Source organism: Cohnella sp. GCM10012308 (assembly GCF_042649185.1).
In the GTDB taxonomy this organism is placed as follows: Bacteria; Bacillota; Bacilli; order Paenibacillales; family Paenibacillaceae; genus Cohnella.
Map to the genome: position 1 here is coordinate 21,428 of NZ_JBHRYU010000032.1, position 13,964 is coordinate 35,391.

Below are 13,964 nucleotides of genomic sequence, written 5' to 3' on the forward strand. Positions count from 1 at the left end.
GCCGATTCGTCTCTCTGGCTCAATAATTCTCTCTATAGGGCATCCATCCCTTCCCAAAAAAAGAGAAAAGCACCGATTCCTCCGAAATCCGCGAGATGAACCGCGGGTTCGTTGAGAATCGATGCTTCCGACAGTATAGCAGCTACGGCAGCGTTACTTTTTAAACAAACATAGGCGGAACGTTCTCGGTCAGCTCCAGCACCCCGACGATCTCTTCGTCGGAATTCCGGACCGGAAAATAGACCGTCTGTCCAGCCTCCCGGTCCCGGCGCGTAGGACGTCCGGAGAACGCGCGCAAAATCTCCGGCCACAAAACCATGATATGCGTCCCCTCGGACGGCAGCGCGCCGCCCGCGACCATGACTTCGCCGTGCGACGGGTTTTCGGGCCTCCTGATCCACAGCGCCGCATACGGCCTGCGGAGCGGATCGATCCGCTCGGTCAGCAGGAGCACCCGCTTCAGGGCGTTGAAGCGGTCTTCCACGAAGTCGATCTCGTCGCCGAGCGCGAACTCGCTCTCCGTGCCGGCGACCCGCAGCGGGTATTCCCGCCGGTCGGGCGGCATGACCTCTTCGAGGCAGTCGCCGGGAAGGAACAGCGCGCCCAGCCTTGCGATTTCCATCAGGCTATACGTTTTCGGCTTCATTGCGGCTTTCGCCTCCTTATCCCAGGATTCCCCACAGACTTTGTTTCAGGTCGTTAAACGTTTCCGACGGTCTGCCCTCGTGCAGCGAGGCTTTGGGCGCTTCGCTGAACATCGCGTTTTCCCACTCGTACGGCGGCTTGTCAAGAAAGTCCGGCTTGCCGGGCCACCAGGCTCCCGGCGCAAGTCCGAACGCCTCGGCGATCGCCCCGCCCATCCGCTCTCTGCCGGCCTCCGGCTGCGCGCGGATCCACTGCTCCATGCAGTCCGCGACCTGCATCGCGTTGCGGAGCGCCTTGAGCCGGATCGACGGGATCGGTCCCTGGAGCCCGAACAGCCGGTCACCGGGGTAGAACATCGTCGTGCTTCCTTCCGAATCGGGCGTCTCGCGCCACCCGTCTCCCCACTTCGTGTTTTCCCAGTACACGAACCCGTCCACGCCCCGCGCCACGGCGGCCAGCGGAGAGATCACGGTGGCGAGCAGGGGATGCGAGATCCGCTCGGCCCCGCCGTAAGTCCACACCTCGCAGCCGGCATCGCGCAGCGCGCCCAGGCTCTCCGGGAACCAGGAGAACATCTGATGATTGACGACCCACAGCTTGATGAGATCCGCGTATTTCTCGAAGTGCAGCCCGTAGCTCCAGCTGGCATCGGTACGAAATACGAACTGCGCGCCGCTTTCTTTCTCCAGCACGTCCTTCGCCAGGTCGTAATAAATGTCGTTGACCTTCTCGTCCCAGACGAAGCGCGTCTCGTCGCCGTCGTACGGGAACAGCTTATACCGCTTCTTGTGGTTCAGGAAAAGCTCGAACTTCGTCCGCAGCCACCCGCGCTCCGTGAAGTGGCGGTGGAATTCCTCCATGATGCCGGCGAATTCCGTGCGGTAGCCCTTGGTCCCGAACTTGGCGTAATCGGCCGGCCAGTGAAAGTTGAACGGCAGATACATGTACGGAATCGGAATCTCGCCCCGCTTCGTATCCGCGAAGGCCGAGCCGTCGAGATAGGGGCCGAAGTGTTCGTCGAACGCCGACCAGTCCTTGACGCGCATCTCTTTCCCTTTGCCTTCGAGCTCAGGGATAAAGGCGGCGGGAATGCGCCCCGAGTGCTCGTAAGGCAAATAATGCAGCAGGCAGCGGTGCTCGTGGGCCATTCGGAAAAACGCCTGCTCCGTCTTGAAGTACGTGCCGTCCTCGTAGCGGTCCGGGTTGCTCCGAAGGCTGTCCATCCGGCGCGACAAATTGTCCGCGTAGCTGTTCAGGTCGGCGATCACCAGCGATTCGTCCGGCACGGCCGTATGCAGCACGCGGAGCCTGATCGCATGCGCATCGGTCCCGCTCCCCGTCGTCACGCGGACCGCGCCGCGGTAGTCCCCCGCCCCGACGCCGGCAGGAACGAACAGGTCGACCCAGAGGGCCAAGTACGCCTGGTCCTCCACGCCGTTCGCCGACGCGACCGCGGCCAACGTCCGAGGCCCGTCTCCTTCGGCTTCCAGCGGCACCAGGGCGTCGGGGTAATACCGCGCTTGCACGCGATGGTACCACTGCGCATAAAAAACGAATTCGTCCGCGCCGATCTCGCCCTGCTCGCTCCGCAGCGCCTCGGCCTCGAACCGGATCGCGGAAGGTCCCGCCGCGTCGAGCCTGACGATCAACTGAAAAGACAAGTAGGCGTTGCGCGGCGAAGTCAAATCGGACGAAACTTCGGCCAGCTCGGCGAGCGATCGGGTGCGTGCCTGCTCCTCGAGCGCCTCCCCGGTCTGCGGACAGACGCGGACCATATCGTGAATCAGATAGCTGCTGCTGCTCATGCCCTGACCTCCTGTCGCTGCGTTTTTTTGGCGTTGAGCGCCGAGACGGCGATGTCCGATGCGAGAACGCGAGTGCCTTTGCGGTTCGTCGCCAGCACCGTCCTGCGCTCGCCAGGCAGCAGGTTAAAATAGTTGTCCGAGAACATCGTGTGATCGATCGGGCACTCCAGCTTGACGAACCGAGCGAATGTATCGGTCTCGATCGCGATGACGACGCCTTCAGGTCCTTCTTCCCTGGTCACCTGCAGCCGGCAGGGGCTGAACCGAAGATCCTTGTGCTCGGCGAAAAAGAAATGATTATCGTAGACGTCTTCCCTGGCGCTGCGCGCGAACATGAACCGGGACCGCCTGTCGATGACGCCGAGACGCCACTCGATCTCCGCTGGCGCATATTCGACGATCTGCATGGAGGCATTCGCCGCCACGCTCACCTCGAACGTCTCCTCGTAGATCGGATGGCCGAAGCAGCTGCGCACGCCGACCGTAATCGTATCGTCGAATGCTTCGGCGCTGTCGTTGGTCATCCAGACGGAGATCCGGCCCTCGTCCTCCTTGAACGACAGCAGCAACGGATGATAGAAGCGGCGGGCGTAGTAATAGGAAGCCTTGGGGAATAAGTAATAGTCGATCAGGCTCCAGCTGATGCCCGGCCAGCAGTCGTTGAGCTGCCAGATAAGGGAGCCGCCGTTCTCGGGCTTCCGCCTGCGGAAATGCTCGACGCCGAATTTGAGCCCCTCCGCCTGGCACAGCATCGAGAAATCGACGTACTCGTCCAGATCGCGCGGCAGCCCGGAGTAGCCCGCCATCGTGATGGACGCTTTTTCCGGCTCGTAATCCTTGTTGCGGTAATCGACCTCGAAGCTGCCGTAGTAGAGCTCGCCCTCCGGGACGCTGCGCCGCAGCGTCTCCTTCACCGTGCTCCCGTGAATGCCGAACTCGCTGCTGAACTTGGAGGTGTCGTCCGCATATCTTCGATACGAGATGCCGTACGGCGATACGTCCATCTTGAAGCCTTCGCCGTAATGCCGCGGATAGACGTCCCCCGCCCATACGGCCCAGTTGTGCGTGTCCCCTTCGTCGAAGCTGTTCGGATCGTTGCCGCCCCAAGGCGAGCTGGGCCAATACAGCCGCGTCGGATCGAGCTTCTCCAGCAGCTCGGGCATCATTTCGTGGAAAATTTTCGCGCCGTAGAAGCGGGTATCGCTGCGATAGCGCATCTTTTCGCTGTGGATCGCCTGGCTCTCGTTGTTGCCCGCCCAGATCGCGATGCACGGATAGCTGCGCAGCGCCTTCACGTTCGCCACGATCTCCGCGCGCACGCTGGCCATGTAAGCCTCGTCGTAATCGGGCACCTCGCTGCAGGCGAACATGAAGTCCTGCCATACCAGGATCCCCTGACGGGAGCAGGCGCGGTAGAACGCCGCCTTCTCGTAGACGCCTCCGCCCCAGACCCGCAGCATGTTCATGTTGGCCTCGCGGGAGAGCGCGACGAGATCCTCGTAGCGCTCGTCCGGGATGGCGCCGATGAAGTTGTGGGCGGGAATCCAGTTCGCGCCTTTAGCGTAGACCGGCCGGCCGTTCAGGACGAACAGAAACCGGGGACTGCCGCTCTCCGAACGAAGCTGCACCTCCACGGTGCGGATGCCGACCTGCTCGGAGATCGTGTCGACGAGCTCGCCGTCCGCCTTCAGGTTTACGGTCAGCTCATAGAGGAAGGGCTCTCCGTGATCGAACGTCCACCAGAGCGCGGGCCGCTCCACCTCGAACCGCAAGCCGATCCTGCCGTCCGTAACGTCCGTCTCGTACCTCGCCTCGAATTCTCCACCGCGCAGGATCGTCTCCGCCGTTAGCCGCATGTCCGCGCTCCGGTGCCGGACTTCGGCCTCGACCTCGACCTCCGCGCGATCCGGGCCGATCGACAGCGTCTTGAAGTGAAGGTGCGCAAGCCGCGCCGCATGCACGACCTTCAGCCGGGCTTCCTTCCAAATGCCGGCCGTCACGATGCGCGGGCTCCAGTCCCACGAGAAATTGCACGCGCACTTGCGCAGCCAGATTCGCTCGTAGTTGACCTTGGACCAGAAGCGGGAGACGTCCTGCCGGGCCGCGTATTCGACGACCGGATCGAAGCGGACGACAAGCACGTTGTCCCGCTCCTTCAGCTTCCCGGAGAGCTCGGCCGCAACCGGCACGAACATATTGTCGGACACGGCGACCGATTCCCCGTTGAGGAATACCTCCGCGAGCGTATCTAGGCCGTCCAGCTCCAGCAGCAGGCCCGCCGTCTCCTCCGCTTCCGGACGGTCGAACGCGGTGCGGTACACCCAGGTTTTGCGCTCGATCCACAGGCAAGCCTGATCGTTGGTCGAGTAGTAGGGATCCTCGATGCGCCCATGCGCCAGCAGCGTGGCGTGCACGTCTCCCGGCACCGCCGCCGCGAGCCACTCCGCATCGTCGTAGTCCGCCCGGTGCACGGCGTCCGGGATCGCCTCCCTGCCGTCGAAGCCTTGTATTTTCCAGTCGCGGTCCAGCGCTACGATATTCGTCTTGATCGGTATCATCGTCCATCCCTTCCCGGCCATCGCCATCGACCCGTCTTGTGTTATGCGGCTATCTACCATGTTAGAGAGGACGCCGTTCTTTATAAACGAGTCATTGCTGGCTTTTACTGAGAAGCTTTTGTCCTCGTGCCGCGGCCGGCGCGGCGACGCGAAAAAACCGCCGGAGCGGCCCGGAATCGGGCTGCCGCCGGCGGCCGGTCGGAAGCGAATCAAGCTGAATGCGGACGCTTAAGGCTCATACACGTTGAACTCGTAGATGCTCCACCACGGGGATGCCGCGGCCGTCAGCACGACCTTGATATACTGGGCCGTCTGCACGGAGAACGTCACGGTCTGCACATTGCCGCTGCCCGTGCCGCTTGCGACTGCGGTGCCCCAATTCGTGCCGTCCGAGGAAACGTACACCTCGTAGGCGCGGGGATAGTCGCTGCCGCCCGTGGAGTCCAGCGTGATCTTGTTGAAGGTTTTGGCCGCGCCCATATTGACCTGATAATACCGGCCTACGCTCTGCGCGCCGCTGGACGTCCAGCGGGTCGTTGCGTTGCCGTCGAGCGCGTTGGCCGTAGCAGCGTTGGTCGACGACGTCGCGGTCCAGCCCGTGCGGCTGAGCGCAGCGCCGCTGGAAGGCGTAGCCGACGCCTGCGCGGAATCGGCGCTCTCGCCGCCGAGGCTGACCGCGCTCACGACATAGTAGTACGTCGTGCCGTTGGATACGGTCGTATCGGCATAGACGACGCCGGTCACGCTCGTCGCGACGACGCTGTACGGGCCGCCGCTGACGGTGCCGCGCTTCACGTTGTAGCCGCTCGCGCCGGAGGAAGCCGTCCAACCCAGGTTGACCGTGCCGCTGCCGCCCGTCGCGGCGAGACCGGTCGGCGCAGCCAATGGCACCGTGACCGACGCCTCGGCGGCATTCGGCCCCGAACCTGCCGCGTTCGCGGCGGAGACGGTATAGTAGTAGGTCGCGCCGGGAGCCGCCGCTTTATCGGTATAGGCGTTGGTCGTCACGCCCGTGGCCAAGCTCGTATACGGGCCCCCGGCGACCGTCGCGCGCTTCACCGTGTAGCCGGTCGCCCCGGACACGAGGTTCCAGGCCAGTTGGACGTTGCCGCCGACCAGACTGGCCGTGAGTCCGGTAGGGGCGGCCGGCGTCACGCTGAGCTCGTCGGCGCCGATGTCGTAGGCCGAGCCGGAAGGACGCGGCTGGCCGTCCATGTCGAACGGTACGTCGGCGGTCAGCGCGATGCCGGCGTCGATCGCCGCTTGGGCGGTGGCCGGATTCAGGTGGTAATCGCCGGCGGCCGCGTTGACCAGCATGCTCGCGGTGCCGTTCGTAATGTTGTTGCTGCTCGTCGCGGTACCGCCGTCGCGCGGCTTCACCGCTTTATCCATCAGGTTGTTGCGGACTTCTCCGCTGCTCGCCGCGTACCTGGATTCCACGGACCCTACGCCCGACGGAACGCCCAGGATCGTGTTGTTGTACACCTTGAAGCCGGACGCTTTGTTCATATAGACGCCGGCGTCGTCCGTAACGTACACGACATTGTTGCGCATGATGCCGCCGCGGTGTTCAAGCGACGTATCCCCGTTCCGGAAGTACTGCGGGGCCGTTCCGCCGCCGCCGAACGACATGGCGATGAAGCTGTTCTTGAACACGTTGTTCTCGACGAGCGTATCGATCGAGTTGCCCTTGGCGAAGAAGGCGTATGCGACGCCGCCGGCCTTCTTCGCGTTCTGGAAGGTGTTGCCCCGAATGACCCAGCCCCTGGCCGCGATCAGGTCGACCCCTTCCACGACGTCGCGCGTACCGCCGGTCGTGTAGCCGATCAAGGAATTCTCGATCGTGCCGTAGTCGGCATAAGGCAGCTCCGGGCTGCCCCCCGAGGTCGACTTGAAGCCGCCCTCTCCGTTGTCCCATGTCTTCAGATGATCGGCGCGGAAATAATCCGACCCGGAATTCACCTGGATCGCATGATAGTAGGAATCGCGGATCGTCAGGTTTTTGAACGTGATATAGTCCGAATCGTTGACCTTGAAGTTGATGTCCAGGCTCGAGCTGTTGATGCCCGGACCGGCGACGACCGTGTCGTCATAGTTCGCCGTCGCGCCCTGGATCGTAATATTGTTTTTGCCGTTGATGTTGATCGTCGCCGACTGGCTGTACGTTCCTGCGGCCAGCGTGATGATCCGTCCCTGCGCGGGCGCCTGGTCGATCGCCGTCTGCAGCTGTGCGAGCGAGGTTACGGTCACGCTGCCCGGCGTCTGGGCGGCGGTCGCCGCGCTGACGGGGTTGGACAGCCCGCCGTAGTTGCCGCCATCGTCGTACGTCCTGACCGCGAAGTAATAGGTCACGCCCGTCTGGAGCTGATTGACCTGGTACTTCATCGCCGCGCCCGCCGCCTTCTGCGCCAGCTCATCCTCGGCCTGGGTCGCCGCAGCCCATTGGGCTTCCGTTGTAATGGGCGAAGTCGAGTACCGGACGTCATAGCCCTCCGCCATGCCTGCGTTGCCGTCGTTGCCCGGCGCCGTCCAGGTCAGCTGCACGCTGCGCGCGCCCGGGTTCGCCGCCGCGAGGTCGGCGATCGCCGCAGGCGGCGTCGGGTCGTTCGCCGCCGTCGTGACGGGCACGACGTTGGATAGGGCCGAGGCATTGGATACCTCGTCGAACGTCCGCATCGCGAAGTACAGCGCCGTACCCGCGGGCAGGCCGGTCACCGCCAGCGTCTGCGTCGTGCCCGCAAGCGCCGGAGCCGGCTCGTTCGTCAGCTGCACGGCATCGTTCCAGTTGTTCTCCGTGATGGCGGACGTATAATACCGTATGTCGTAGGCAGCCGCCGTACCGGTCGTGCCGTCATCGCCCGGCGCGGTCCAAGACAGATTGGTCGACTTCCAGGTCGTACCGGACGCGGACAGGTTCGAGATCGTGCCCGGCGCCGTCGAATCTCCGGGATTCGCATACGCCTCGAGCTCGACCGGGGTATTGACCAGATTCGTCTCCCCCGTGACTCTCACGTGCCCGTTGGCCCAGGATCTTACGTACCTGGCGTTAACCGGCGTCGTCAGCGCGATGTTTTTGCCCGAGCCGTCGGTCGGCTCCTGGTATGCCGCATCGCCGCCCGTGCCGAGTCCCGCGCTGTTGTCCGCGTCGTTGTTGAAGACGGTCGTGACGCCCGTCTGGAACGTCGGGTCATTGGACAACTGAACGACGTGGTCGCGCCCCGTCCTGGCGACGCCCGAGGTCCCGCCCCAGTCGTTCAGCACGTTGATCCGGCTGATCGCATACGCCTGGCCGAGGTCTACCTGCACCCACTTGGGACCGTCGGCGACGCTGATCAGCGCGTAGGCGCCGGAGGTTCGCGTGCCGTCCGTCACCGCCGAGACGGAGACCGCGCCGTTTGTCGTCACGGGCTTGCCGAGCGCGACGTTGACGGTCGACTCCAGCAGGGTCTGCGCCGTGTTCGACAGGGCGGACTCGTTATTCGCGTTGTCACGGGTCTTTATGGCGAAGTAATACGTAGCGCCCGTCGTCAGCCCGAACACCGTGAAGCTCTGGGCGGTGCCTGCCGCCTGAGGCGTCGGTTCGCCGATCGCTTGGGTGGCGCCGCTCCAGTTGGACGCGGTGATCGGAGACGTGCTGTAGCGGACGTCGTATTGCGTCGCCGTACGCTCGTTGCCGTCGTCGCCCGGCGCCGTCCATTTCAACGTAGCGCTGGTCATCGTTTTCGCGGTGACCGCAAGGTCTTCGATCTGCGCCGGCGCGAACGTATCCGTAGCGCTCAAGACGAGATAGGGCCGGTTGTACGCGTTCTCGGTGCTGTTGAAGGTTGCCGAGCTCGCCTGGACGAGCGGATCGTGCAGCTTGAAGGATACGGTATGATCCGACATCTGGGCGTTCACGAACGCCGTGACGTCGAACTCGTACCAACCGGGCTCGCTGACCATGATCTTTCCCAGGTCGACCGCGCCGGTCTCGTTCGGACGGGTGGTATTGGTCACGGCGCTCTCGGTCCATGCGTCGTCCTGGAGCCCCGTGACCGTGACGCCCCACGTCTTGCTCGGCTTGTTTTGCAGGAACATCTTAAGCGTCGCGCGCTCCGCCGCCGTGCCCGCGAAGCCGGAGTAGTCGGCTTTGACATAACCGTTGTAGACGCTGTTGCCGTTATTCTGAATGATCGTGGTAACGGCGTTGCCGTATGCTGCGGCACCGGCGAAATTCACGTCGTCGGACGGCGTGAACTCGGTGGTCGAGCTCCCCAGCATCGTAACGGAAGCCACGTTGGACAGCGCCGAGACGTTGCCCTGGTCGTCGATCGTTTTCATCGCGGCGTAGACGGTGGCGCCCGCCGTCGGTCCTTCGACCTTGAGCGTCTGTGTCGTCCCGCCCGCCGCCGGCTGCGGCAGGTTGTAAATCTTTTGGGCGCTGTCCCAGTTGGCGTCCGTGATCGCGCTGTTCGAATAGCGAATGTCGTAGGCGTACGCCGTACCGGTCGTGCCGTCGTCGCCCGGCGCCGTCCACGCGAGCGTGAACGTGCGCGAGGTCGGACCGCTCGCGGCCAGGTTCGTCGTCGTCGCCGGCGGCGTCGTCTCGCTCGGCGCGAACTCGTCGGCGCCGACGTCGTACGCGCTGCCGTACGGACGGGCTTCGCCGTACATATCGGTCGGCACGTCGGGCAGCGTGATGCCGACGTCTCTGGCCGCCATCCCGTTGAACGGATGCAGGCGATAGTCGCCGCCGGCCGGATCGACCAGCCAGGCGGCCGTAGCGCCCGTGATGTTGTTGCTCGCGACGGAGGTGCCGCTGTCGCGGTTCTTGACCGTTCCGGTCATGAGGTTGTTGCGCACCTCGCCGCTCGTGCCGGCGAACCTGGGCTCGATGGCGCCGACGCCGGAGCCGGTGTTCAGAATCGTGTTGTTATACACCTTGTAGCCGTTGGCCTTGTTCAGGTAGACGCCCGTATCCGTAGCGCCGAAGACGACATTGTTGCGGATGATGCCGCCGCGATGCTCGTAGGTCTGGTCCTGATTGCGGAAGAAGGTTGCCCCCGTGCCGCCGCCGCCGAACGACATGGCGACAAAGCTGCCTACGATCACGTTGTTCTCGAAGATCGTGTCGATGGAATTCCCTTTGGCGAAAATGCCGTAGCCGCCGCCGTTGTTCGACGTCTTGGCGTTCTCGACGCGGTTGCCGCGGACGATCCAGCCCCTGGAGGCGATCAGGTCGACGCCTTCCACGACGCTGCGCATGCCGCTCACGGTGTAGCCGATCAGCGAATTCTCGATGATGCCGTAATCGGTGTAGCCGCTGCCTCCGTTCAGGTCGAAGGTCGTCTTGAAGCCGCCTTCCCCGTTGTCCCAGGTCTTAAGGCCGTCGGCATGGAAGTACTTCGAGCCCTGATTGACCTGGATGGCGTGATAATAGGAATCCTGGATCGTCATGTTTTTGAACGTGACGTAATCGGAGTCGTTGACCTTGAAGTTGATGTCGAGCGTGCTGTTGTTGATGCCCAGCCCCTTCACGACCGTCGTCGTATAATTGCTGCCGGCGCCCTTGATCGTGATATTGTTTTTGCCCGTAATATTGATCGGCGTCGTCTGGTTGTAGGTGCCCGCAGCCAGGGTGATGACCCGGCCGCCGGCAGGCGCGCCGTCGATCGCCGTCTGCAGAGCGGAGAGCGAGGATACCGTAACCGCATCGGCCGTCGGCGTGGCGATCGTGGCGGAGGCGGCGTTGGACAGCCCCGATACGTTGCCTACGCCGTCCGTCGTCCGGACCGCGAAGTAATAGGTCGCGCCTGCCGTCAGTTCCGTCACCTTGAAGCGCATGGCCGTGCCCGCGGTCGGCTGCGGCAGCTCGCCTTCGGCCTGCGTTGCGGACGCCCAGTTGGACAAAGTGATCGGCGAGGTCGAATAGCGGACGTCGTAGCTGGCGGCCTTGCCGTTCGAGCCGTCGTCGCCCGGCGCCGTCCAGGTCAGCTTGACGGACTTGAACATCGCCTGGGTCGCCTGCAGGTTCGCGATGGCGGCCGGAGCGACCGTGTCCGCCGCCGGCGTCGTGACGGACGCGACGTTCGAGATCGGCGATTCGTTGACGAGATCCTTCGCCTTCAGCGCGAAGTAATAGGTCGTGCCCGGCGTCAATCCGGCCACCGTGTACGATTCCGCCGAGCCGGCCGCCTTAGGCGCCGGAAGGCCTGAGACCGGCGTCGCGGCGGACCAGTTGGACGAGGTGATCGCGCTTGTCGCGTAGCGGAGGTCGTAGGCGACCGCCGTGCCCGTATTGCCGTCGCCGCCCGGCGCCGTCCAGGCGAGATCGACGGACTGCCAGGAGACGAAGGTGCTGGACAGGTTCGTCACCGCGGCGGGCGGCGAGCTGTCCTGCGGATCGGCGTACACCTCGAGCTCGACGGGCGTGCCCACGGTATTGACCGAGCCGTTGACGCGGACATGGCCGTTCACCCAGTAGCGGACATATCTCGCGCCGACCGTGTCGGCGAGCGAGATGTCCTTGCCGCTGCCGTCGGCCGGCTCCATGTACTCGGCGTCCGTGCCGGCGCCGAGACCTGCGCTGTTGTCGCCGTCGTTGTTAAATACCGTGACGACGCCCGTCGCGAAGGTCGCGTCGTTCGACAGCTGGACGACGACGTCGCGGGCGTACCGGTAGACGTCGGCGGATGCGCCCCAGTCGTTGCGAATATTGATCCGGGCGACGTCGTACGTCTTGCCCAGGTCGAGCTGCACCCACTTCGGACCGTCGGCGACGCTATACAGCAAGTAAGCGTCGCGTGTCTTCACGCCGTCCGTCAACGCCGAGAACGGCTGGCCCGTCGAGCCGGACGCGTTCGTCGTGACCGGCTTGCCGAGCGCGATATTGGCGACCGGCAAGGTGGAGACCTGGACGGGAGAGGAGAGCGCGGATACCTGCCCCGAGCCGCCGGCCGTCTTCATCGCGAAGTACAGCGCCGTGCCGGACGGCAAGCCCTTCACGGTCATGCTCTGGGCGGCCCCTGCCGTAGCCGGCGACGGTTCGCCCGTCACGCGCTTGACGACCAGCCCGTTGTCCCAGTTGGCGCTCGTAATCGGCGAGGTCGAATACCGGATGTCATAGCCGGCGACGGCCGACGGTCCCGGACTGGTCCAGGACAGGACGACGCTGTTGACTCCCGGGCTGCCTGCCGCCAGGCCGACGGCGCTCGGCAGCGACGTATTCGTCGCGGGAACGGCGGCGTACACCTCTACCTCGACCGGCGTATTGACGGTCTGGATCGAATTGTTGGAGGAGCGGACATGACCGTTCGCCCAGGACCGGACATACCGCGCGTTGACCGGCGCGGAGAGCGTCACGCTCTTGCCGCTGCCGTCCGTCGGCTCCAGATAGGAGGCGTCCGCGCCCGAGCCTTGGCCGGCGGTATTATCTGTATCGTTGTTGAAGACGGTCGTGACACCGCTTGCAAATGCAGGATCGTTGGACAGCTGGACAATGATGTCCCTGCCGGTGCGCGGTTCTGCGGGATTGAAGTCGTTCAGAACGTTGACGCGCGTGACGTTGAACGATTCGCCGAGATCTAACTGGACCCACTTGGGGCCGGCGGTCGCGTCGACGAGCGCATACGCGGACGCCTGCCGGTCGCCGTCGACGAGCTTGGCGAGCGAGACGGCGTTCCTGACGAGGCCGTTCGCGGTTACGGCGGCATGGCCGAGCGCGACGTTCGTCTCGGCGGCGTCCGCGTGCACGCGGGCGGCGGGGGCGAAGGTAAGAGGCGAGGAGATTAATGCGGCGACAAGCAGCGACAAGCCTGACTTTTTGACGATCGACAGCATGCGGACACATCCTTTTCATCGAATGGTCTTGCGTAAAGCGTCGAATCCGATCTCGTCATTCCCTTGCCGAACGATTCCTTAATTCCTCCTCTCCATTGCCGACGCGGCATTCGTTGAAGCGTCTCTCGGCCCTCTCATCCTGCTGAAGCGCTTCTTCTTTAAAATTGTCACATCTCCTTCCATCGCACTACGGGCGTAAATTGTCTTCTACTCGGTCATTTCCATACAATCGGCCGCAACCCGGCATATCGACTCAATTCGACTCTCAAAAGCGCCGCAACGGCAAATAGGCCTGCCTCGTCGCCGAGACAGGCCAAGCCGTTTTCGCTTATCTGAAAGTCCGGACAAGCAGCCGCACCAGATCGTCGTCCCGGAGCTCGAGCGCCCTGCCGCCTACGCGGCGGATACCTTCCGCTTCGCTCGCGCGCGCGTCGGCCAGGCTCGTGCTCGTGTACGTGATCCGCATCTCATACGGCCCAGGCATCGCGTAGGGCTGGCACTCTCCTCTGCGGGCGACCGCTTCCTTGACGGCTTCGCCAATCTCCGCCAGCACCCGTGGAGGCGCCTTGAGAAGGCCCGAATGCCGGCCCGTCGCCCGCTTGGTCTCGTACGCGAACGCCGTGCCCAGCTGCCGGCGCGCCTCCGCGCAGGCCTTGTCGTCGCCCGAGACGAACAGGACCGGTACGCCGCAGCGCCCGAACAGAAGCGCGTCGATCCCGATCTCCCCGATCGGCGCGCCGTTCAGCGCCAGCTCGAGGATGTCCGCGTAGCTGAACGTATGCTCGAGAATTGCGTCCCGGGTGCCGGCCATGGCATGATAGCCGATCAAGAGCGCGCCGGCGAAGGTTTCGTCCAGACCGGCGAAGCGGTTCGCAAGCGGCAGCGCGCCGGCGGCCAGCGTGGCTGCGGGATGGAGGCTGCCGATAAGCAGGTTGAAGCCCGACGCGTGGGCGTCCTTCACGATGACCTCGGTCGCGCCCGCCTGCGCGAGCGCCTCGACGACGGCGTTCACCTCGTCCGTCAACAGCCGGCGGGACTCCTCGTAGAACATCTCGCCGCGGTAGATCTGCTCCTTGAGCGCGATGCCGGCGATGCCTTCCATGTCGACGCTGACATAGAACTTCATGGTTCTCCTCCT

The 13,964-nt window shown here is 64.1% G+C and carries 5 protein-coding genes; all 5 read right to left on the minus strand.

All coding sequences use genetic code 11. The annotated features are described in order from the left end of the window. Positions 1-160: 160 nt before the first annotated feature. Positions 161-646, minus strand: a complete 486-nt coding sequence (locus tag ACFOTD_RS26805; RefSeq protein ID WP_378123019.1) for a hypothetical protein — start codon at positions 644-646, stop codon at positions 161-163. Positions 647-662: 16 nt separating this feature from the next. After that, on the minus strand, positions 663-2,450 hold the full coding sequence (locus ACFOTD_RS26810) for a hypothetical protein (protein WP_378123020.1): 1,788 nt from the start codon (positions 2,448-2,450) through the stop codon (positions 663-665). Next, positions 2,447-5,008: a glycosyl hydrolase 2 galactose-binding domain-containing protein gene (locus ACFOTD_RS26815; protein ID WP_378123021.1), complete on the minus strand. Its 2,562-nt coding sequence runs from the start codon at positions 5,006-5,008 to the stop codon at positions 2,447-2,449. The genes ACFOTD_RS26810 and ACFOTD_RS26815 overlap by 4 nt, the downstream gene beginning before the upstream one ends. 228 nt (positions 5,009-5,236) lie before the next feature. Continuing rightward, positions 5,237-12,826, minus strand: coding sequence for a fibronectin type III domain-containing protein (locus ACFOTD_RS26820; RefSeq protein WP_378123022.1), 7,590 nt, complete (start codon positions 12,824-12,826; stop codon positions 5,237-5,239). Between the two features lie 328 nt (positions 12,827-13,154). Beyond that, complete coding sequence (locus tag ACFOTD_RS26825; protein ID WP_378123023.1) at positions 13,155-13,952, minus strand: M55 family metallopeptidase; 798 nt, start codon at positions 13,950-13,952, stop codon at positions 13,155-13,157. Positions 13,953-13,964: the final 12 nt, after the last annotated feature.

What these genes read in the sequence shown, in the direction of transcription:
- ACFOTD_RS26805 (WP_378123019.1), bottom strand. Translation starts at nt 646, where the DNA reads ATGAAGCCGAAAACGTATAGCCTGATGGAAATCGCAAGGCTGGGCGCG.
- ACFOTD_RS26810 (WP_378123020.1), bottom strand. Translation starts at nt 2,450, where the DNA reads ATGAGCAGCAGCAGCTATCTGATTCACGATATGGTCCGCGTCTGTCCG.
- ACFOTD_RS26815 (WP_378123021.1), bottom strand. Translation starts at nt 5,008, where the DNA reads ATGATACCGATCAAGACGAATATCGTAGCGCTGGACCGCGACTGGAAA.
- ACFOTD_RS26820 (WP_378123022.1), bottom strand. Translation starts at nt 12,826, where the DNA reads ATGCTGTCGATCGTCAAAAAGTCAGGCTTGTCGCTGCTTGTCGCCGCA.
- ACFOTD_RS26825 (WP_378123023.1), bottom strand. Translation starts at nt 13,952, where the DNA reads ATGAAGTTCTATGTCAGCGTCGACATGGAAGGCATCGCCGGCATCGCG.